The following is a 21,531-nucleotide window of genomic DNA, read 5'->3' as shown; positions in this document are numbered from 1 at the left end:
AACGGAAGGGGTTCACCCATGCGACGGAACAAAATCATTCGGATAATCGCAACGTTGATGGCCATGATTATGCTGATCAGCGTCTTGCCACTTCATATCGCGGCAGCGGCCGTTTCCTCAGCGGGAACGACATCCATTAAGAACGGGTTTATCAAGGTAACGGTGGACAATGCAAGTGGTCGCTTCAGTATTCGTACAGAAGACGGCCAACCGATCCGCAAAAAGGATAACGGTGTGGATATGATCTTTGGTGGCGATAATCCGGAGACGTCATTCACGACATTCCGGATTAACGGAACGGATCTGATCTTCGGTAATCCGTACAAAATGGCACCGAACTGGACCTCGGAGGTTACACCTCCGAAGGTCGTAACGGGAAATGACGGTACCCAGAGTCTGGTTACGGTATGGACGGTGCAAGGCATTCGCATCAGCCAGGTGATCACCTTGCTGCTGAAGGAAGACAAAGATCAGGGCGGCAATGTTCGTGTCCAGTATGTGGTGGACAATACGACGAATGCCAAAGTAGAGATCGGGTCACGTGTATTGCTGGACACATCGGTCGGCGGCAATGACGGCCCGGCCTTCCAGATCGGGCAGAGTTATTCCGTTCCACTTACCGTGGAGCGAAAGCTGGTCCATGAGCCAGAGAAGCTCGGTTATGACAAAAACGTGGACGAACAGGCGTATAATCTGCATAAACTGCCACCTTACTGGGTGATGCGGGACAAGCTTGATCCGAGCAATCCGCTGGCGACGAATGTAATAGCCTATGGATTTAACAACTTGTTCGAAGGCGGCATTAACATCGTCGATGAGATGATCGTCGGGCACTGGGCCAACCTCGCCGGAACGAAATGGGAGTATGAACCGGACGAGAATCTCGACTTTACGCAGGATACAAATGATTACGGCACAGCCGATACGGCCGTAGCTTTCTATTGGGAACCAGATACCGTTCAGGCGGGCGGTCAACACTCGTATGAACTGGTTTACGGCTTGGGTGAGATTGTATCCCCAGAGAAGGTATTCGATGTACGTTTCCTTGATCCAACCCAGAAGCTGGAGACTAACGAGGAAGAAACGGGTTATGTCAATGACGGCGTGTTCGAAGTGAACACGGAGATCGAGAACCTGGAGATGTTCAGTATGAACCATAGCCAGATTGATGTGACTTTGACACTGGAGAATGGGTTAAGCTTCGTGGATGAAGATGGTAAGGAACTCAATACAACGAGTCAGAAGCTCACCTTCCGCAAAGATGTTCCACCCGATCAGGCCGGGCAGGGCGTTGAATTCATCCCGTATAAACCGGGCGAAGTCGTCGCAGCCAAATGGCGGGTAAAGGGCACAGGTAAAGCCTGGCCTTCAACGCGTCAGTACATGGTGACGGTGAGCAGTCCGGAGACAGAGAAAAAGCTGGAGACGGCGGTTGGCGAGAGCGAAGGACTCCCGGAATCGGAAATTCGTGCAATCTATGAATCGTCAAGAGCAGGTTTTATTTTCCTGCCACCCGTTGGTGAATTAAGGAAGACGTTGGTCTACGCCATGTCACCGGAGGAAGCGTACAGCAAGGACGAGAAGTACATCACGCTAAATGTGTCCAATATTGCTGCCTACAATGTTGGCAATGAAGCAACGTCTACTGCCGCCAACTTTGACATGTATCTGGTGAACGTGAAGAACGGGGATCGTTACAAAGTGCCAGTGACCCGATCCGTGACTTCCCAGCCGCTTGGCAATGGGTTCGCTGGAGATTTGAAGCTGGTGTATCGCGGTGGTGAAAAGGTGAAGGCGGACGGTACAACGCTTGAAGTGTTGAACGACGCAATTTTGCCGCTGGGTGAATATGCCGTTCAGGTGGACTATCGGGATAAATCAATTCCCGAGCTGGCCGAAGCGCTGAGCTTCAAGACAGACCAGACCTTTGCGATAACCGAGAACGAAGAGAACATGGTTCGCAAAGCGGGTATTCTCGCTGTATATAAAACTAAATTAGACTTAAATGCAGGCGCCAGCGAGAAAGCGACGTTTGCCAGCGTGCTGCCATGGACGTATGGCAACCTGACGGACGCGCAGTTCAAAACGAAGCTGGACCAGGATCGGGCGAGGCTTGCTACTGCGAAGCAGGAAATGGTGGCAGCTTCACGCAAGCTGGACCCTGCACTGGATATAGCCGGAGCTATCGATGTATCGGCTTCTCCGGTTTATGCAGTGAAAACCTTCGAAAATGAAGCGGCATTCGAAACGTTTGAAAAAGATCTTGATGATGATACCGAGCAGGAGCTCGTTCTAGAAGTGCGTGGCAAGATCGTGCAGTCCGGTACGGGGGCGAACGCGCAGTACACGGTTCAATCCGATACGGAGCCTGCGATCATCAACAAGAGTGTGGCTTATAAAGGGAAAGACCTGACCATTTCCATGGGGAATTTTCCGCTTGCCGAAGACTTGAAGGCCAATACGGACACGCCGTTCTTGCAGACCCTCTTTGTGGGTGGCGACGGTACGCTAAGCGTGGCGAATAGCGGGTTCGTGTTCCATTCGGGCGAATGGACCGTTGATTTCTACAACGGATTTGATAAGTCACTCGGCACGGAATCAAAGCTGACGGATGAAGAGCAGGAATGGGAAAACGGACGTAATCCGGAAGACCCTACCTTGAACGGAACCCTGACATGGGCTAACGGTATGCTGGGCGATGCGCTAAATCCATACCGCAACCTGCTTGTCTCCTATGTGTACTTTAATAAACATACGTTGTTTTCAACACCTACCTTCTCGCTAAATGGCTTTGGGCTGAAACTCAATGACTTCGTGCTTCGGCAGGATGGTGTGGCCTTCGGTGGTGCCATGAAGATGTTCATTGTGAACGGGGAAGTAAGCAACGTCATGTTCAACCAGTCGGGCTTCGTAGGCATCGATTCCTCATTGGCGTTTGAACTGGATAATAAAATCGGTTTGTTCAAACCGGACTCCGAAGATAGTGTAAAAGGTGGTATTAATGTTACGCACTATAAAGACCCGAACAAATACGGCGTCATGAATTCGTATGGCGTTAACTTCGAGGCCAAACTGGAGAACTTGTTCTCCATTAGTGCGGAGCTTGCCTTTAAACGGGTTCCCGACGGGCGGATCATCCCGGACGTCATTGCTTTTGGATCGGATCTTCCTGATCCGGGTATCATGATCAATCCGGCTACCAAAATTTCAAGCCTGCGCGGCGCAATCCGCGAACTTGCGATGACGATTGCCGGTGGTACCGAGCGCTTGCCGCTGACGCTGGAGGCAGGTATCGACATGGAGCTGGGACAAAAGCCAGCTGTTTTCTCAGGTAGTGTAGACTTGACGCTCAAAGCTACCGGCTTCAAAGTGGTGGGCAAACTCGGCTTCGGCGAAGGCAGCAAAGTTATCCCGATGCTGACGGAAGCACTGATTCAGACCCAATGGGCCAGCCCGATGTTTATCCGAGCCAGAGCACAGATTGACGTCGGTGGATGGGATATCATCGTGGGTAGCGCCAGCTTGTTCATCGGCGAGAACCTGGAGAAGGGTCGAGTCGATTTTGAAGGCATGGTCAGTTCGAAAATACAGATACCAAGTTCGGTGCCGATTGTCGGCGGTTTGGGATTTGGAACCCGTGCAGGCGTTAATAACGATGAACTGTGGGCCGGGATATCATTGTTATTCCTTACCCTGGGCATCAAATATTACTGGGGCGGCGGTATTTCGTTCATGACCGATGGATCGGCATTGGACGACGAAGCACTTGCACATCTGTCTATTAACGATCCGGAGCAGGGACCGCGCCTGTTACAGATTGGAACAGGTATCCAAACGCTTGCGACCTCATGGGAGAATGAGGAGCCTAAGCGTTACGAGATTCGGTATACAGCCGTAGCGGACGGTATCGACATGATCGAGGACAGCTCGCAGAATCTAGGCATTGGCGGCATTCGTACGTCCAATGGAGGGAAAACACATGTGATCCCGATGAGCGGAGTGACAGGTGATGCGCTCCTTGAATTGGAGTATTTTACAACAACCAGACCTACCCTGACTCTGAAGCGGGACGACGGAAGCACGTACGATATCGTGTACGGAGAAGCAACCGATCGGAACGCAACCGCGTTTGAACAGATTATCAAAGCACCTAAAGAGGGTGATCTGAAGAGCGACGGTTCAGCAGTCACCAAAAAAGAAGAGCTTCAAGGCACAGATATCCGTCGGATCTATGTCGCGATTCCACAGGATGATGCGAAAACGGGGAGTTGGACGCTGACGTCCAGTCAATCGGTCAAGTCCAAGCTGATGAACATTCCGGTACTGCCGGAACTGTCATCAACGGAACTAACGGTAGATACACAGGATGCGGACCAATTCACCGCAACCTGGACTGTGGACAACGCTTCGCCGGGAGATACGGTAGATCTGTATCTGTCTTCGGACCGTTTGCAGGCCACACCTACACCGGACGAATCCGTTGATCCAGGGATCATGATTGCCAAAGGCATCGAGATCGAAAGTGCCGATATTGGTGCTGACGGTCGTGCATCAGGTGAGATGACCTTTGACGTGAAGCAGATTGCTTACCTCGGTGGAGCAGACCTTCGTGGATTGCTGCAACAAGGGAGATATTATCTGCGTACGGAACTGAAGACGGACATGGCATTCTCTGTCTTATCTTCACAGGAAGCGTACACACTTGTAGATCCGCTTGCTCCGAACGTCGTGCCAGTAGTGGAAACGAGAAGTATCGGTAACGGGCAGTTCGAGGTCGCCTTCCCAGCGATCACCAAAACATCCGAAGAAGAAGCCGAGGAGTTTACTTATATCCTAACCGCATCGGATGAGCAAGGGCATCTGTACGACCCGTTCGGCGAGGAAGGATACAGTGAATCCGATTTGAAAGCTACACTCAAGGACGGCAAGTATCATGTGACCGTCGGCGGGTGGAATCAACTGGGAACACCTAAGCTGGGTGCAGACGGTAAAGTGCTGCGCAACGCGGATGGTACGATCGCCATGGAGGATAAAGAGGTACGTTATTCCGGATTGGAGCCTGGAAAATCATATCGTATGGGCGTTACGGTTGCACGCAAACCGGCATCCGATGAGAAAGAGAATCTTCGTTTATCCACGACGATGTATAGCGGGTCAGAGCTGCTCCCTGCGCCTACAGGGCCAGTGCTTTCGCTCGATAACAAACAAGTGGTCAACAATAAATATGATGTTGTTACAAATTCAAATCAGGTGACCGTGAACGTGGCTTCGAATCAGCCAAACGTGGTTGTCGAGGCTTCGACGGACGATGGTTCGCTCGGCACAACGAACCTTGCAACATCAGATAAGCTGAAGTTCAACTTTGAGGTAGATGGTTTCTATGCCGTCCAGCTTAAAGCCCGTAACACTAGCACAGGCGATACGTCCGTCACGATGCTGTACGTTACAATCGATACAACGGCTCCGATGATCTATCTGGATTCGCCTTCACAAGGCGAACGGACAGTGGGTGGCGTTGCGCTTGTACAGGGTACAACGATGACGGATGCCCAGGTGACGGTAACGGATGCCGATAGCGATAAAGAATTGGCACAGTTCAAACCGGACGAGAACGGAGTCTTTAAGCATGAGGTACCGATTGATGTGAACCGTATGAAGACACGTCTCCGGATTAAAACCGAGGATGCAGCAGGCAATGTGAACACTGCCGTTGTCGAGGTGCTGAACGGCGACTTCAAGCTGCCACGCAGATTGAAACTGGTCATGCCAGAGGAAGTTGTTGCTGGCGGTGAACAAGCTGCGGTTCAGACTTATGTCGAATATACGGATGGTACTCGTGAACTCGCAGATAACGACAGCATCACCTACAGCGTTGTTATGGGTGAAGCGAATGCAGCCGTTCAGGATGATGGCCTTCTTGAGGGTAAACGAGTTGGCGCTGCCCTGATCCAGGCCGATTATGCATGGCAAGGTACGGGGCTCAGCACGACGGATATTGTATCTGTTGTTGCACCGAAGACAGGAACTGCACCGCCGGATTACATGGATACAATTAAGGCATCCACCATCGGCACGGGCAAAAAGGGAGAGACTCGTGTCTCGATTAGCGCTGCCGGACACAAAGGCAACATGGTTGGCAGTGAACTGGCATACCGCATCTTTGCGGATAAATCCCAAGTCATGCTGCCAACATTTGAACAGGATATCAGCGGATGGAACACGCTACCTTCCGATAAAATTATCAAAGCAAAACCAGGCGAGTGGGTTGTTATCGCCAAACGTACAATCAGTGAACCGAAACTCACAACAGCATCCTCTGCTGCCGTGAAGGTGAATGAGCGAATCTCTTCAAGCGTGGAGCCAAGCGAGCCAAGCTCAGGCGGCAGCAAACCGCCGGCATCGAATGTGCCTGTTGGTCCGTTGACGGTGGGTGGCGTAGCTATCGATAGTGCCGTTGGAGGCCGAGACATTAAGATACCTCTGGAACTGGACGCAGTGCAGAAGGATGGTTTGTTGCTGGTAGATGTTACGCCAGGCTCGAATGGTCCAACCGTGGTTGCTCATCCTGTGAGGGAAGCGCTGCTTGATGCAGCCAAACAAGGGCAGCGAATTCGTCTGCACGTTGCGGGCCAACTGGAGCAACTACGCTTCGAACTGGATGCTGACCTTATTAAACAGCTCGCTGCAAAAGACATTTCAATGGATTTAGAGAGTGATTGGGGAAGTTATCGTTTGGATTGGAATGCCATCGATCTGAAGGCACTCGAAGCAGCGTTCCCATCGCAAAAGGCCGAGGACATAAAAGTAAGCTTGAATGTGGGTAAACCGGATCAGACATACGAACAGCTTGCTGCGAAACTTGCCAGTGAAGGACGCACAATCCCAAGAGGAACCCCGGTTGCCTTCAATATGACGGGAAGCGACGGTATCAAGTCAATCGAGATCAATAAGCTTTTGAAAATGACGACAAAAGAACTTTATCTGCCGCTCGGTGAGGACGAGCGCTCCGTATCGACCGTGGTCGTTCTTGAAGCTGACGGAAGCTTGCGGCATGTGCCGACCCGCTTTGAAGTGAGGGAAGGTCGATTGGTTGCCAACGCAAGCAGTATGACCAACAGCGTGTACTTGCCAATCCGATATGACGCTTCGTTTAGCGACATGAAGAGTCACTGGGCAAGCGAAGCGGTTCACGATCTGGCATCACGACTGGTCGTGAATGGCGTGTCAACTACTCGCTTCGAGCCTTCGCGTAGTATGACTCGGGCAGAGCTTGCTGCATTGATGGTAAGGGCATTCGGCCTTAAACCAGACACAGATACAATTTCGCCATTCGCAGACGTTCAGACAGCGGATTGGTACAACGATGTGGTGCAGACTGCAACTGTATATGGCCTGATGACGGGTTACAGAGGTAATCGTTTCGGTCCACAGGATGCCATGACACGTGAGCAAGTGATGGTCATGCTGATCCGTGCATACGAGATGGCAGGACATACTGTACCAGCTGAGAGTAGTGCAGCTAGTAGCCTTGACGGCTATACCGATGCATCAACGTTGTCCAATTGGGCCAAAGACAGTGCAGCGCAAGCGGTGAAGCTGGGTCTGATCCAAGGCAAATCGGCAACGACACTTGAGCCCAAAGCTCCGGTAACCCGTGCCGAGATGGCTACTCTTGTCCGGAGATTGCTTGCGGAACTGGATTTGCTATAAACATGAAAGAGACTTATATCAACTGAGAAAGCCCGAAAGTCATTGTGACTTTCGGGCTTTTTTTACCTATATTGCGAAAATGATTCCGGATCTGTACATGAATTCATACCCACCCCGTAAACTCCAAAATGGAGGCTTTGGCAGATTGCACTTCGGACTGTGCGCCTTTGCGCCATTCTTTCGGCGATTTCCCCATAAGTTTGAAGAAGCAGCGATTAAAGCTGGAAATGGACTGAAAACCGACTTGTTCGGAGATCGAAAGAATGGAAGCGTCTGTGCTTTTTAATTGCTTGCAGGCTTCTTCAATTCGGGTGCTGTTCAGGAAATCCAGAGGTGCCGTTCCCATAATGTCATGAAATTTCCTGCGAAAATGGGTGGTGCTTAGGTGGCACAGATCAGCGAGAAAATCGATGGTAATGGGCGACATATAGTTTTTGGTGATATACTCCAGAACCGGAGAAATAACAAAATCACCTTTTAGATTATACTGCGTTTCTTGGTCTGCAAAGGGTTCATTCCGGGAATGGATTCGCAGGAGTTCGATATAAAGGGATAACAATAAGCCATAGGCACTTTCCTGATAAAAAGGATTTTTCTGCTTTAATTCCTCTACCACAGATGTCGCAAGGGTATAGATCCTTGGATGTTCCTCTCTATTTAAAATGCAGTTCAATCCCTTAATGGCCCTCAAATTGGGTTCAAAGTTACTGCAGGCACTGTTCTTAAACGACTGTTGAAAGAGGTCCTCGGGCGAGAAAAAGAGATAAGACCATAAGCTGGCTTCATTGGGTGAACTATACGTTGTATGAGGAAGATATCTGGGGATAAAGGTTACATCACCGGCTTTAAAAGGTACCGATTCACCTTTGATCTCCATAATGCCGCTATCCGAATGACAAATACCAATCTCCAAATGGTTGTGGAAATGAAGATGTTCACTTTTGATATCGGATATTTTCCAGCGTTCACCGCTTAACAAGAGGACAGGGAAGTTGATGGGGAGGCTGTAATGGCGGTACTCAATAACAGGTTTCTTTTTTTTGACCATGTATGATACCCCCATTCGTCAATTGGAGTCCGTTTTAATTTTTTTTTGACTGCGTAGGGTGACTTAGTGTAAACCATCAGAATTTTCATAAATGATTGAAATTGCGCAGTTTTGTTGCGAATATGCTTAGATTGACACTATTTTACTGCGTACAATGGAATAAGTAAAGCGTTTTCAAACCAAGGACGGACAGCTCTCAAGCGCATTTGGGGGCATGTGCGCTACGAGAGGGGAATCACCGATGCTTCAAGTGAAATATGACAGGGAAGAAATTTTAAACGTTATTGATAACGTTACGAAAAAAACACTGGCGATGGATTTGACGTGGGATTGGCCTTGCGGTGTGGCGTATTATGGTGTATCCAGAGCTTATCAAACGACAGGCAACCAAGAGTACTTGGACAGGCTTGTCCAATGGGCGGATGAATACATCGAGCTGGGCTTGCCAGACTGGACCGTAAATACATGTGCCATAGGCCATATGCTGATTACTTTATATGAAGAAACAGGGAACCAGAAATACTGGGATATTGTAATGAGCAAGGTGGATTATCTCCAAAATCATGCGCTTAGATTCGGAGATAACGTGCTGCAGCATACGGTATCCATTTCCAATGATTTTCCCGAGCAGGCATGGGCAGATACCTTGTTTATGGCGGCATTTTTCCTGCTCCGTGTAGGAAGCAAAATAAAGGATCAGGACATGATCCAGGATGCCCTTAATCAATATTACTGGCATATCAAATACCTGCAAGATCCGAGCAGCGGTTTCTGGTACCACGGCTACAATAACGTTAACAAGGACCACATGTCCGGATTGTATTGGGGAAGAGCGAACGCTTGGGGCGCCTACACCATGTCGCAAGTAAAACCACAGTTGAAGGACTGGTATCTATATCCACAGTGCATGGACGTGGAGTGCTCGCTGCGGGATCAACTGGCAGCTCTGAAGCTCGTGCAGACAGAGAATGGCTTGTGGCGGACAGTTCTGGATGACGAGGATTCGTATGAAGAGGTGTCGGCTTCCGCTGGTATTGCAGCCGCCATGATCAATAACGGTAATCCGCTACATACCAAATACGTGCAAAAAGCATTGGAAGGCATTCTGAACAACATTAGTGAAGATGGACGTGTGCTTGGTGTATCTGGTGGTACGGCGGTGATGAAGGATCGGGATGGCTATCGCAATATTCCAAAAGACTGGATTCAGGGCTGGGGTCAGGGCCTGGCGCTTGCTTTCCTGTCTGACATGTTGAAATAGGGAGGGAACCAAGTTGTCCAAACCAATCAAAGGCTCCTTTACACTACCCGGCGAATCCGGTTATGAGGCACTGACTTTGGAACTTGCCGAACGGTGGGGTGCCGATGTCATTCGTGACAGTGACGGTACACAATTATCCGATGAGATTATTAATGCGGGATATGGTATTTATTCGACCATCTGCATCATCCGGGATCATAACGAGTGGGCATCTCGCAATCAAGATAAGCTCCAGCAATGTTTTTTAATTACGAATCCGAAGGTAGCTGTACAAGATTATGTATCGTTCTATCTGATGGAGGATTTTTTCGCTGAGCAATTCAAGGTGAATGATTCGAAAGAAGCGTTTAAGTACTGGCAGGTCTTTGACCGGACAACCGGGGAGGAAGTGCCAAGAGGACAGTGGAATTATGAGAGGGAATCCGGCCATGTAGTCATTACCGGCATCCTCCCTTGGCATAAATACACGGTTAGCTTCATGGCCTATCGGATCTGGGAAGAGATTTCGATGTACAATCACACCACGAACCATTGGGACAAGGAGCATTTGATGCAAATTGATCCGATCTATTCGGAAACGCAGACATATCTGCTGGATTGGATGGAGAATTGGTGTCAGCAGCATCAGGAAACAACGGTGGTTCGTTTTACCTCATTGTTTTATAATTTCGCCTGGATCTGGGGTAGCGATGAGCGTAATCGTCATCTCTTCTCGGATTGGGGCTCATATGATTTTACGGTAAGTTCAAGAGCACTTGATCTGTTTGCCAAAAAAGTTGGATATTCGCTCTCTGCTGAGGATTTTGTGAATGGCGGCAAATATCGCGTAAGTCATATCCCCGCGCAGCAGCGCAAGCTGGACTGGATGGCATTTATCAATGATTTTGTGATTGAATTCGGTAAGAAGTTAATTGATATCGTGCATAACCACGGCAAGCTGGCGTATGTCTTCTATGATGATAGCTGGGTTGGCATGGAGCCTTATAATGACCGCTTTCAGGAGTTTGGATTCGATGGGATGATTAAATGTGTATTCTCCGGTTATGAGGCAAGAATGTGTTCAGGTGTCAACGTGGATACCCATGAGATTCGTCTGCATCCCTACTTGTTTCCGGTGGGCTTAGGCGGACTTCCTACCTTTAAGGAGGGCGGCAACCCTACGCTGGATGCCAAAAAGTATTGGATCAATATCAGGCGAGCTTTGCTCAGAGAGCCGATTGACCGGATTGGGTTGGGTGGATATCTGCATCTAGTAGAGCCTTACCCCGACTTTTGCGATTACATCGAGAAGATTGCGGACGAGTTCAGGGAAATAAAAGAACTTCATCATGAAGGCAAGCCCTATCAGATTAAGACGAGGGTAGCTGTTCTACATAGCTGGGGCAAATTAAGATCGTGGACATTGTCCGGCCATTTCCATGAAACGTATATGCATGACTTGATTCATGTTAATGAAGCCTTGTCGGGCTTACCGGTGGAAGTGCAGTTCATTGATTTTGAAGATATCCGTCAGGGCGTGCTGCAACATATAGATGTCGTGATCAATGCCGGCTCTGCCGGTTCAGCCTGGAGCGGCGGAGAACTTTGGAATGACTACCAATGTGTGGACCTGCTGACCAAATGGGTGTATGAAGGCGGTACTTTTATTGGCATCAACCAGCCAGCGGCGGTAGAAGGGTACGACAGCTTTTTCAGAATGGCACATGTTCTTGGGGTGGATGAGGATACTGGCGCCAGGGTGGTTCATGGAAAATGGACATATGAGACTCGCGATGAGCATGGTTTGTTGCCGGAAGGGGCAAGAATAACGCCGAAGAATAACATATATCTTACCGATGGAACAGCTGCTGTGGTGGATGAAACGGATGGTATGATTACATTGTCTACACATGATTTTGGTAAAGGGAAAGGAATCTACCTGCCTTCATTCGAATTCAGTTGGGAGAACACAAGGTTGCTGCTGAATCTGATTCGTTTTGCGGGCCGTGAATCCCATGAAACGAAGTACATTACGGATAACTTATTTACAGAGTGTACTTATTATCCGGAGAGTAAAAAGTTGGTCGTCATTAACAATAGTGGTCAGGTTCAAACGACGACGATCGATACCGAGTATGGGAAACAAACTGTGGAATTAGATCCGTATGACACCCGGATCACCCATATTGGCTTAATAAAATCGGTATAGAAACATAAAAAGCAAGCAATAAGACGTTCGGGACTAATTCCTGAAGCGTCTTATTTTGCATGGTGTAATACATAGCCGATCCCTGAATATGGACCGGCTATGGTTGTAATCATAATCTAAATGGACTTCTTTTTAACTAATCCTCCAGTCAATCCCGTTATTGCAGCTGCCAGAGGGTTGGTGTTGCCGAAGGGATCCAATCCACTTGAGACGTGTGTGTAAGAAGGCATTTGTAAGTCAAGTTATTGTAGCTCACGATTGTACCCGCTGTGTATTGAGTATTAGCTGCCCATGCAGGTGCAGTAGAAGCAGCGGCTGTTTTACCGCTGACTGTGCTGGCAGCAGATTGGTTGCCTGCTGCATCAACAGCATAAACCGAAAAGTTGTATGTTGTGTTCGCTTCAAGATTGGTTACCGTATATGACGTTGCCGTCCCGGATGTCGTTGTAACTAAAGTAGAGCCGTTATAAATTTTATACCCTGTCACGCCTACATTATCCGTGGATGCCGTCCACATCAGTTGAATGCTGGACGCGGTTGGTGTTCCCATTACATGCAGCCCGCCTGGAGATGTAGGTGCGGTAGTGTCGTTTGCAGGAGGTGCAGTTGTGGTAACGCTTACAATATTACTGGCTGCAGATTCATTGCCTGCTGCATCGACTGCTTTGACAGTAAAGGTATAGGCCGTGCTTGCTGTTAGCCCTGTGACGGTATAGCTTGTAGTTGTGCCGGATACATTGCCGATTAATGTAGTCCCGTTGTAAATTTTATACCCCGTCACGCCTACATTATCTGTGGAAGCCTTCCACGATAAGGATGTACTGGTCGCAGCAGTTGCAGTTGCCGCAAGTGAAGCTGGAGGTGTTGGTGCCACATTATCAACCGGGTTTGTCCCGGAGAAGTTTACGTCGATGACATTATAGAAGGCGTTGGGAGTATCCGCAACCTCCCAGACTGCTAGAATAACATGATAACCGCTACGTTCGGGTACGTTGCATGAGTTGGTGTAGCTAAATGGTGGTTGGCTGCCATTATAAGGAACTGAACAGAACGGTGTCAGGTCAAACGAATCACGGGATAGAGGTGCATTCGGATTCCAGTTCGTTTTCGTAATATAATATTTCCAGCTTGCCGTTGAATGGTTAGCTGTCAGCTTCCAAGTAAACGTATTACTGCCACTAGACATATTTACTTTCGACCAACGTGTGGCGGATTGCTCATCGAGCTTAGGGAAGACGCCGTTAGCGCTTGCAATATGGCCGTCCGTAGGTCCTGCAGTAGGGAAGCCTTTAGGTGCTTCCAGGCTTTGGGGTTCATACACGATACTGCCGCAATCTTGATTGACTCCCGAAGCACACAGTGCAGCTCGGCTCGCCGGCCCTTCTACGTAACCATGTGACAACGCCTTTGGACTGTTGAACAGCATGCTTACCGTTGTAAGCACCAGCAGACAGCAAATCAATACTAGCTTTGAAGACGGTAAAATGAATCTGAACATTCGATAGCCTCCTGTATCATTTTTTTTATATAAACTCAAGTAAGAGCTTATATCGTAATTAAGGAAGTGCTATGCCATATACCATATATGGATATCGTTTGATGAAGAAATCGATATACGGGAATTTCTAAAGTTATTGTAAAGGACCTACATTTGCTGAACAAGGATAAATTTGATAGATAATCCAGTTATTCAAGACTTAGGTAGGCATACAAAAAGGCCTTTGCGGAGAGATCATCTCTCCACAAAAGCCTTTATTTCCGACTGGATTGATAAGTAAAATGCGTATTATACATCGATTTTACAGAAAAGGCAAGAGGAAAAAGATTGCTTTTAAGTGGGGAATCGTTTATGCTAAAAAAAGGAAGTTTACTATATTTGAAAGGAGGAAGTTGAAATGGAAAATATGTGTATGAACATGATGATGAACATGTGTATGGAAGAAATGATGTGCAAGATGAAATCCATGAAGATGATGATGGAATGCATGGAAGACAAAAGCATGATGGAAGGCATGGACATGAATAAAATGATGTCCTGTATGCAAGAATGCGACGAAATGATGACCACAATGATGGGCATGATGAGCAACATGAAGAAAGCATCCATGTAATTATCGATCATTCATTTCATGTAAAGCTGGCGGGCTTTACATATGTGTGGAACAGTTGACTGTACGCATCAAAAGAATAGTAAGCCTTTAATCAAGGCGGGTTAAGCAGACGAACTGCAGACCGGCTTTTTTTCTTATTTATTTTATTTATATTGAAGAATCTTCCGAGAGACATCAATTCGCATTAGCTTTAATTTGAACCATTGCTCCTGTAAAGACTCAGTCTGGTAACCTTCTGAAGCGACTCTCAGCTTGCTGAAAATGTCCACCAGTTGTTTGTTGATTCGGTCGTAGCTTGTAAGCAGCTCACGGAGCAGTATCGCTTTTCGTTCTTCCTCCAGTAACGCGTCCTTCTGATCTTGAAGCTTCCTGAGAATATCTTCAGCCCATTCCGAGTCTTCTATGGTACGGGCATAATTATATAGGTCCAAATAATCGTTAACCCAAGTTTGTGTCAAAGAATCCATGGCGTTATCACTCCAGTCAGCTACTCTTTTCTATATACCGAGTATTATACCCGGAATAATACAATTTACAAGGGCTGAATATGATTTTTCTGGTTTTTTTTCAATAGTAGTCTCATATATGCATTTCATGTGATGCATGCTTAATAATATTAATGATTTTGTGCTCTGCATCCTTGGCTTCAGGAATAGGGTAAAGAACAAAGACATGATTCATTTTGGGATATACAAAGGTATTATGGTCAATGCCCTGGTCGGTAAGCAGTTTGTCGAGCTTCATGTTGTCGGGAAATAAACCTTCATGAGTTCCGATGAAAATGGTAATCTTTCCGAGTCTTTTGAAATCTCCATAGATTGGACTAATCAGTGGATCATCCAGATCTTTATCTGCCGCCCATATTCTCCGAATCACATCATAGCCTTCCACAGCCAGCATCGGATCTCGGGTCTCATAGTCGAATATGACCGGGTTGTCCAGAACCATATCCACACATGGAGATAACAAAATGATATCTTTGGGTTGAGGAAGAAGATTCGTCTTGATGTAATGTGCAAAGCTAAGCGAAATATTTCCTCCCGCTGAATCTCCCATAATGGTAAGTTGTGCAGGACTCTTTATCGATTCAATGATTTCACGGTATAAGTTCAAGAGTCTTGGATATGTATGCTGGTAGTTGAAATGAGGCACTTTGGGATAGATGGGTGCTATAACTTTGGCATTCAACGATTGTGCGATGCGGTCCATGAACTTCCAATGAAAGGTTAGAGGCTGGTGCGTATGAGCGCCGCCATGTATATATAGAATCACTTTTTGGTCAGCAGACATCTGGTCATTCAAAGTAAATACCTGCATGTCTTCAAAGAAACGTTCGTTTACTGAAGAGATTAATTTAACCTTACCCAGCTCATAAGGCTTAGTGTTCTCTACACCCATGTGTTCCAAGTGCTTCAGGGTGTTTTCTCGCGTGGATAAATTCTTCTTGCTATCTAAAGTTCCAATGTATTTTTCGAATAGAAAGCTCTTAATAGAGCGTTTTTTGTTATATATATTTACACTCATCTGTGCGCCGCCTCTCATCCATAAAGTATGTTATCCACAGTATAAAGCCTGAAGTATACTTCAAGGTCAAGGCTGGGAAAGTGATTGGTGCGCATAAAAAAGGCGAAATGAATTCAGCTAAGGATTCACCCGATTAAATATATATTCTGGAAAATAAATTAAAAATATACTATGTTATAGATTGATAGATGAAGGAATCATTTATCTGTAACTAAAGTGATGATTATATCAAACTGAAGGAGCATACATATGTTCAATCAACCGACTGCTTTACGTTCAGTGCTTAACCCTAAATATCTGGAGCATGTATTGAGTGTTCAATACGACATCGGATCGTGGGAAGAATGTTTATTTTGGCTGAGAGGGTTAAATGATACCTACCGGGTACGTACTTCTTCTGGCATGTATATTCTTCGTGTCTACCGTACTGAAATTACGGAGGTTGATGTTCAGTACGAACTCTCCCTGTTATCTCAATTAAAGGGCATTTTAGATTCATCTGTACATACCGATATTGGAGAACACATCGAGAAGAAAGATCATACTGGATATACGGTGTTGGAGGCCGCGGAAGGCAAGCGGGTTGCTGTGATGTTTCGGTATATTGAGGGTATCGAAAACAACCTTGAAGATGAAGAGTCGTGTTACGCTTTTGGTCAGTCTGCGGCTGAGCTGCATAAAGCGATGGACCAAGTGGTATTGGAGCAGCCGCGATATGAGTTGGATACGAAGTTTCTCATTGACGAGCCTCTTGAACGAATCATCAACTACATCGGTGAAAAAAATGAAGCAGCATCATTTCTAAATACGTTTGCTAGAGAGTTAAAAGAAAGAATCGGCGTCGCATCCAAACTAGGTTTGGACAAGGGGCTGTGCCATGGCGATATGCATGGGAACAATAACGCTTTTCAACAGGGCAATCAGTTCATCCATTATGACTTTGAGTGGGCGGCTAAAGGCTGGCGTGCCTACGATCTGGCGCAGGTGAAGGCTCGAAAGAGACAGTCTGGTGAGCAAAAAGAAGTGTTATGGAGTGCGCTCATGGCAGGATATCGTTCAGTTAGAAGCTTCTCTACCGAAGATGAACAGGCTGTTGATCTCTTTATTTTCGCTCGCCGATTCTGGGTTATGGGTCTTGATGTTGCTTTTATCGAAAGTGATATGGGTGCGCTGGATTATGGTTCGGATTGGCTCAATAGTTTCGTGGAAGAGTTCCGGGATACGGGAATTGTTGAGTAGTGATGGCTTACAGCAATTGGATTCAAATGAAGAAGGCCTTCTGGATGGTTCCAGAGGGCCTGTTTTATTTTGTAAGATGCATGTCATGACCTTTACTTAGTTCGATGAAGTCGAAGCTACGACGGCAGCCGATGTTGCAGCAGCGGCCATGGCGGCCTGTTGGGCAATGATAATGTTGGTGATGCTGGTGGAGACCGTCGTGGTCAGGACGCCGTTTCGAAGATCCTCCACATATTGCACAGCCACCAGCGAGGACGAGAGCAGCAGCAATTCCTGTTTGTTAATTGACCAGGCACCAAAGCCCTTTTGTGTGCGTAACCATTCATACGTTTCCTCAACTTGTTCTACTAGCGTATCTATGTCAGCGGGCAGTAAGGAGAGGATTCCCAGAGCCGGCAGGGTGTACATTTTGTCTAATCGTATTCCCCGTCTGCGGAATGCTTCATTTAACGCTATCACATGAGCGCCCGCCTCCGGATTATCATCGCCTAGGACCAGCACCTGCGTTAATGCCTGCACACTATTGCCCGGTGAGAACTCAGGTTTTAATTCTGCATAGAGCTGCTCCATACGGGTCACACCGGATTCTACGTCGAGATCGGAAAGGGCCAGCATGGCAGCGAAAATATAGTCGTCCTGTCCGGTAAGAAAGCGGTGTTGGGCTTTCATGTGATCATAAAATGCTTTGGCTCGTTCGACCTTAAGCTCGAATTGGTCAGGCGCCGCGTGAGCTGCAATCTGATAGGCGGCAATAACCAGAAAATCGGACGTACGAAATTTCACTTTTTTCAGCAGATCATAGATAAAGAGAGTGTCTTCCAGTTTCTTTTCCTGATCTGTTGTAAGCGAGAGTAAGGTAGCGACGCTGATCGCCGAATTTCCTCTGAAAGCCGAGAAGAGATTGGTGTTTTGCTTAATCAATTCATGACTTTGACGAATAGCCTCGCCATCAGCTTGTTTATTTTCCGCTGCATATAATAGGGCTGCCAGACGGTGCATCATCACATTTTGCCATTTGAATGATTTCTTGATGATCTGAGTGTTGGTAACGAATAATTCGACTCGTGCAGCATGTTGCTCTTGCATAAGCAGACCTCCCGAGTGATTGGACCTTTTCTCCAGTTTACTATAAATGGGGCCTCACCGTTCACAGAAAAAAAGCACCCCAACAGAAGTTTATGGAATCCTTGGCAGGCTCCAATTTGTACTTCTAAGAGGTGCATTTTTGATTTAACTGAAAGAGTTCATGTATTTAAATCTTCATATAAGAATAGTTACTATGTGTTCGTTGTATTGTTAATTGAAAGAAATCGTGTAGGATACGGAAGGGTACAACGTCGTGGACGCGGGTACGCGTTCTACCACAGTGACCAGAGTGCCAGGATTGTAGTAGGCTGAACCGCCGGTGTAATTGTTGTTGTTTACGATGGCTGTCCCCAGATCGATTGTCGTATTATTGTAGCTCCAGTAGTAGTGCAGTTGAAGTGCATTGGCTGCGGAAGCCGTAATTTTTACGCTTGTACCGGTGGTTTTGGCATTAGGGAGAATGTAGGCGTATCCTTGACCAGCAGTGAGCGTATTGGAATAGCTGCCTCCATAACTTACGATGGCGGGATTAGCTGATGCGGTCAGGCCAAACATAAGGGATATGCCCATAAAAAACACAAACAAGGTGCTGCTAAGTTTTTTCATCGATACCTCATCCTTTCAAAATGAAATGTTTTAAAGGGTAACCTCACTAAAACGAAAACCTTTTCGAAGTGGATGGAGACATCCTCCTTTTTTCAGTTTATGTTAGCGTTAACATTCCTGACGGCTATAATATATACCAATAAAATACAGTTGTAAATAGCGGAAAAGAGTATACAAAAAATGACCGCTTTAGGCGGTCATACGGTTTCTTATTTCTCAATGTACGATCTAATGAAATTACAATAATAACGCTAACAAATGGATGGCCCCAATAATCCCCATAGGGTAAATGAATGATCTGGAAAATGAATTCTTAAATTCATTACGAGGGTGTTTTTCGAAAAATAGGTGCAGTACCGCATGAATGATGAAAAATATATCCAGCACCCAGAACGTAATCGTTTGATATGAGCTGAAAAGCAGTGCGAGTATGACGGTATAGAGTGGTAGGTGAACGAATGTGAAGCATTTATAGGCTTTTTCATCTTCCATATCTTTCAGCACGATAAACAATTTCCACTCAGATCGTCTAATGGCGTCCATTTCGTGCAATAGAAATAAAGATAAATTAAACAAAAATAAGACTAGTAAAAAGTCAGGCATACCCATTCTCCCTTTCTTATTCAACCTTCCCCTATCTTACTAAAGCCAATTATATTTGGCAAAATATGACTAAAAGGTTCACGCTCCGTTCATATGTTCTTGATATGCTCTCGAAAGAAAGCCGAGGAACAGTGATCAACACAAAATATACGGAGTGGTGGAGGTTTGTTATGTCATCGTCGATAAGGAAAATGGTTTGCAAAATGATGTTACTGGTATTGTTGGGTGCTACGCTAGGGGCAACTTGGTTAGGGATTAAAGCTCCCGTATCAGCAGAGGCTTACTCTTCCGGATTGAGTTCTGGTACACAAGAGAAGGGAGTCGCTGTTAACCTGGATAACAAAGAACAGCTAGCAGCATTCATTGATGGGATTATGGATGTTCAAATGGATTCTTTACAGATTCCGGGTGCCGTCATTTCGATTGTGAAGGATGGGAAGATTCTGCTCTCCAAAGGGTACGGACATTCGAACATCGAAGAAAATAAACCCGTTGATCCCGAGACCAGCCTGTTTCGGATTGCGTCGACCACAAAGCTGTTCACATGGACCGCAGTGATGCAGCTGGTTGAGGAGGGAAAGCTTGATCTGGACACTGACGTTAACACCTATCTGAAAACGGTGAAAATACCACCAACCTATGCGGAACCAATTACGTTACGTCATCTCATGACCCATACGGCAGGGTTTGAGGAAGGCGGTGTTGGATATCAGATTACCACTGATCCAGAGAAGCTCCCCGTCTCCATTGCAGAAACAATGGCAAACCATATGCCAGCTCGGGTCATGCCTCCAGGCGCGATGCTGGCATATTCCAACTATGGTGCCTCACTCGCCGGACTTATCGTCGAAGAAGTTAGTGGCATTGCTTATAATGACTATATACAGAAAAATATATTTGATCCGCTGAGCATGAAGTATGCTACGGTGGAGGAGCCTGTTCCGGCATCGTTGAAGCCCTATGCCGTACTTGGATATGCCCGAGCCAATGGCGAGTATGTAACCAAGCGTCCTACGTTTGAAGGTGGCTTCCGACCTGCAGGATCAGGCAGTGTCTCGGCGAATGATATGGCTCATTTCATGATTGCCCATTTACAGGACGGACAATATGAGGATAAGCAAATTCTCAAGCCGGAAACCGCCAGGCTTATGCATTCCCCGGCATTCCAGTTTGACGAACGTTTACCCGCCATGGACTTGGGCTTTTATGAGTTGAACATGAATGGACTGCGTGTGATCTCTCATGGAGGTGCCGACGAGCTATTTAATACAGCGCTTTATCTTGTACCAGACCAACAAGTCGGCATATTTGTTTCCTATAGTGGAGGGGACGGTGGAACGGCAGCAGGAGGATTGGCGCAAGCCTTCTTTGATCGTTACTATCCTGCCCATATGACGAATCAGCCTGCTGCAACCTCTATTGAACTGGGGGAGCCTCTGGAGAAATATGCAGGTTCCTATCAATTTACACGTCGTAATCACACGAAGATCGATAAGTTTTTCAGTTTTCTGACTCAGATCAATATTGAAGTTTCGGATAACCGGTTGTCGATTGGAAGTGGTGCAGATCAGCAAGTATACACTCCGATTGGAGTGAATCTATTCCAGGAAGTCGGCGGCAAGCATCAGATGGGATTCCGTACGGATACAGAGGGCAAGGTCACGTATCTGTTTCTGGATATACTCAACCCCATGCCACTGGAACCAACCCCGTTAATTAATCAATCGAAGTTCTGGCTTCCGTTGCTCGGTATCTCGGCCGTTCTGTTCATTACCGTACTACTGGGAGCTGTTTATCGTAGACGCAAAATCAAAGCGATGCCAAGGGCGCAGAAATGGCCAGTCCTGCTGTCGGTAGTTACGTCCGTGTGGTCATTGGTGACCTTGGGAGCTACACTTCTGGTGATGAACATAGATCTGATCGATCGACTCAGTCATATTCCACTATCTCTACGTCTTTATCTGTTCTTGCCTCTGATTCTTGTGGGATGGAGTGTGGCAATCGTAACAATGAACGTTCTGGCATGGAAAAACAAATATTGGACGTTACCTAAGCGTGTGTATTATACGTTCGTAACTCTAGCAGCAGTAACCTTATGTTTATTTTTCTATCATTGGAATCTGTTGGGCTGGCATTTTGGTTGAACCCTCCACCC

General features: G+C 46.8%; 13 protein-coding genes. 6 read left to right on the top strand and 7 right to left on the bottom strand.

Going from position 1 to position 21,531, the window contains the following annotated elements:
• The first annotated feature begins 18 nt into the window (after positions 1-18).
• Positions 19-7,710, top strand: coding sequence for an S-layer homology domain-containing protein (locus tag BUA17_RS28225; RefSeq protein WP_072735684.1), 7,692 nt, complete (start codon positions 19-21; stop codon positions 7,708-7,710).
• A 103-nt stretch (positions 7,711-7,813) separates the two neighbouring features.
• Here BUA17_RS28225 and BUA17_RS28220 read toward each other — a convergent pair whose 3' ends face one another.
• The gene (locus tag BUA17_RS28220) at positions 7,814-8,758 is read right to left on the bottom strand and encodes an AraC family transcriptional regulator (RefSeq protein WP_072735683.1); all 945 of its coding nucleotides are present in this window, start codon (positions 8,756-8,758) and stop codon (positions 7,814-7,816) included.
• A 241-nt stretch (positions 8,759-8,999) separates the two neighbouring features.
• Between BUA17_RS28220 and BUA17_RS28215 the strand changes: the two genes are divergently transcribed.
• Both BUA17_RS28215 and gnpA read left to right on the top strand, forming a co-directional pair.
• Positions 9,000-10,019, top strand: coding sequence for a glycoside hydrolase family 88/105 protein (locus BUA17_RS28215; protein WP_072735682.1), 1,020 nt, complete (start codon positions 9,000-9,002; stop codon positions 10,017-10,019).
• A gap of 13 nt (positions 10,020-10,032) precedes the next feature.
• Positions 10,033-12,207 (top strand): 1,3-beta-galactosyl-N-acetylhexosamine phosphorylase, encoded by a 2,175-nt coding sequence (gene gnpA, locus BUA17_RS28210; RefSeq protein ID WP_072735681.1) that lies wholly within the window; start codon positions 10,033-10,035, stop codon positions 12,205-12,207.
• Positions 12,208-12,364: 157 nt separating this feature from the next.
• On the opposite strand, the gene BUA17_RS28205 is transcribed toward gnpA, so the two are convergent.
• Positions 12,365-13,705 (bottom strand): lytic polysaccharide monooxygenase, encoded by a 1,341-nt coding sequence (locus BUA17_RS28205; protein WP_072735680.1) that lies wholly within the window; start codon positions 13,703-13,705, stop codon positions 12,365-12,367.
• A gap of 397 nt (positions 13,706-14,102) precedes the next feature.
• Between BUA17_RS28205 and BUA17_RS28200 the strand changes: the two genes are divergently transcribed.
• Complete coding sequence (locus BUA17_RS28200; RefSeq protein ID WP_063567124.1) at positions 14,103-14,318, top strand: hypothetical protein; 216 nt, start codon at positions 14,103-14,105, stop codon at positions 14,316-14,318.
• Between the two features lie 143 nt (positions 14,319-14,461).
• Here BUA17_RS28200 and BUA17_RS28195 read toward each other — a convergent pair whose 3' ends face one another.
• Complete coding sequence (locus tag BUA17_RS28195) at positions 14,462-14,785, bottom strand: hypothetical protein (RefSeq protein WP_064642206.1); 324 nt, start codon at positions 14,783-14,785, stop codon at positions 14,462-14,464.
• A 112-nt stretch (positions 14,786-14,897) separates the two neighbouring features.
• The gene (locus tag BUA17_RS28190; RefSeq protein ID WP_072735679.1) at positions 14,898-15,842 is read right to left on the bottom strand and encodes an alpha/beta hydrolase fold domain-containing protein; all 945 of its coding nucleotides are present in this window, start codon (positions 15,840-15,842) and stop codon (positions 14,898-14,900) included.
• 249 nt (positions 15,843-16,091) lie between these two features.
• Between BUA17_RS28190 and BUA17_RS28185 the strand changes: the two genes are divergently transcribed.
• Positions 16,092-17,081, top strand: a complete 990-nt coding sequence (locus BUA17_RS28185; protein ID WP_072735678.1) for a phosphotransferase enzyme family protein — start codon at positions 16,092-16,094, stop codon at positions 17,079-17,081.
• A gap of 96 nt (positions 17,082-17,177) precedes the next feature.
• Here BUA17_RS28185 and BUA17_RS28180 read toward each other — a convergent pair whose 3' ends face one another.
• From BUA17_RS28180 to BUA17_RS31990, 3 genes are all read right to left on the bottom strand, one after another.
• Entirely contained in the window at positions 17,178-18,167 is a 990-nt protein-coding gene (locus BUA17_RS28180; protein WP_072735677.1) for a DUF4003 family protein, read from the bottom strand.
• Positions 18,168-18,377: 210 nt separating this feature from the next.
• Complete coding sequence (locus tag BUA17_RS28175; protein WP_072735676.1) at positions 18,378-18,773, bottom strand: hypothetical protein; 396 nt, start codon at positions 18,771-18,773, stop codon at positions 18,378-18,380.
• 237 nt (positions 18,774-19,010) lie between these two features.
• Positions 19,011-19,376 carry a DUF6713 family protein gene (locus tag BUA17_RS31990; RefSeq protein WP_063567174.1) on the bottom strand — a complete coding sequence of 122 codons (366 nt, stop codon included), beginning with the start codon at positions 19,374-19,376 and terminating at the stop codon, positions 19,011-19,013.
• 170 nt (positions 19,377-19,546) lie between these two features.
• On the opposite strand from BUA17_RS31990, the gene BUA17_RS28165 reads away from it, so the two are divergent.
• A complete protein-coding gene (locus tag BUA17_RS28165) occupies positions 19,547-21,520 on the top strand; it encodes a serine hydrolase domain-containing protein (protein ID WP_072735675.1) in 1,974 nt (657 codons plus the stop codon).
• The last annotated feature ends 11 nt before the right edge of the window (positions 21,521-21,531 follow it).

The sequence above is a fragment of the Paenibacillus sp. ov031 genome (assembly GCF_900143165.1).
GTDB lineage: Bacteria > Bacillota > Bacilli > Paenibacillales > Paenibacillaceae > Paenibacillus > Paenibacillus marchantiae.
Note: the sequence above shows the minus strand (reverse complement) of the source record. Positions and strands in the feature narration are given on the sequence as shown.

Excerpts from the sequence above, each read along its gene's own strand:
- BUA17_RS28225 (WP_072735684.1), top strand. The coding sequence starts at position 19 with ATGCGACGGAACAAAATCATTCGGATAATCGCAACGTTGATGGCCATG.
- BUA17_RS28220 (WP_072735683.1), bottom strand. The coding sequence starts at position 8,758 with ATGGTCAAAAAAAAGAAACCTGTTATTGAGTACCGCCATTACAGCCTC.
- BUA17_RS28215 (WP_072735682.1), top strand. The coding sequence starts at position 9,000 with ATGCTTCAAGTGAAATATGACAGGGAAGAAATTTTAAACGTTATTGAT.
- BUA17_RS28205 (WP_072735680.1), bottom strand. The coding sequence starts at position 13,705 with ATGTTCAGATTCATTTTACCGTCTTCAAAGCTAGTATTGATTTGCTGT.
- BUA17_RS28200 (WP_063567124.1), top strand. The coding sequence starts at position 14,103 with ATGGAAAATATGTGTATGAACATGATGATGAACATGTGTATGGAAGAA.
- BUA17_RS28195 (WP_064642206.1), bottom strand. The coding sequence starts at position 14,785 with ATGGATTCTTTGACACAAACTTGGGTTAACGATTATTTGGACCTATAT.
- BUA17_RS28190 (WP_072735679.1), bottom strand. The coding sequence starts at position 15,842 with ATGAGTGTAAATATATATAACAAAAAACGCTCTATTAAGAGCTTTCTA.
- BUA17_RS28185 (WP_072735678.1), top strand. The coding sequence starts at position 16,092 with ATGTTCAATCAACCGACTGCTTTACGTTCAGTGCTTAACCCTAAATAT.
- BUA17_RS28180 (WP_072735677.1), bottom strand. The coding sequence starts at position 18,167 with ATGCAAGAGCAACATGCTGCACGAGTCGAATTATTCGTTACCAACACT.
- BUA17_RS28175 (WP_072735676.1), bottom strand. The coding sequence starts at position 18,773 with ATGAAAAAACTTAGCAGCACCTTGTTTGTGTTTTTTATGGGCATATCC.
- BUA17_RS31990 (WP_063567174.1), bottom strand. The coding sequence starts at position 19,376 with ATGCCTGACTTTTTACTAGTCTTATTTTTGTTTAATTTATCTTTATTT.
- BUA17_RS28165 (WP_072735675.1), top strand. The coding sequence starts at position 19,547 with ATGTCATCGTCGATAAGGAAAATGGTTTGCAAAATGATGTTACTGGTA.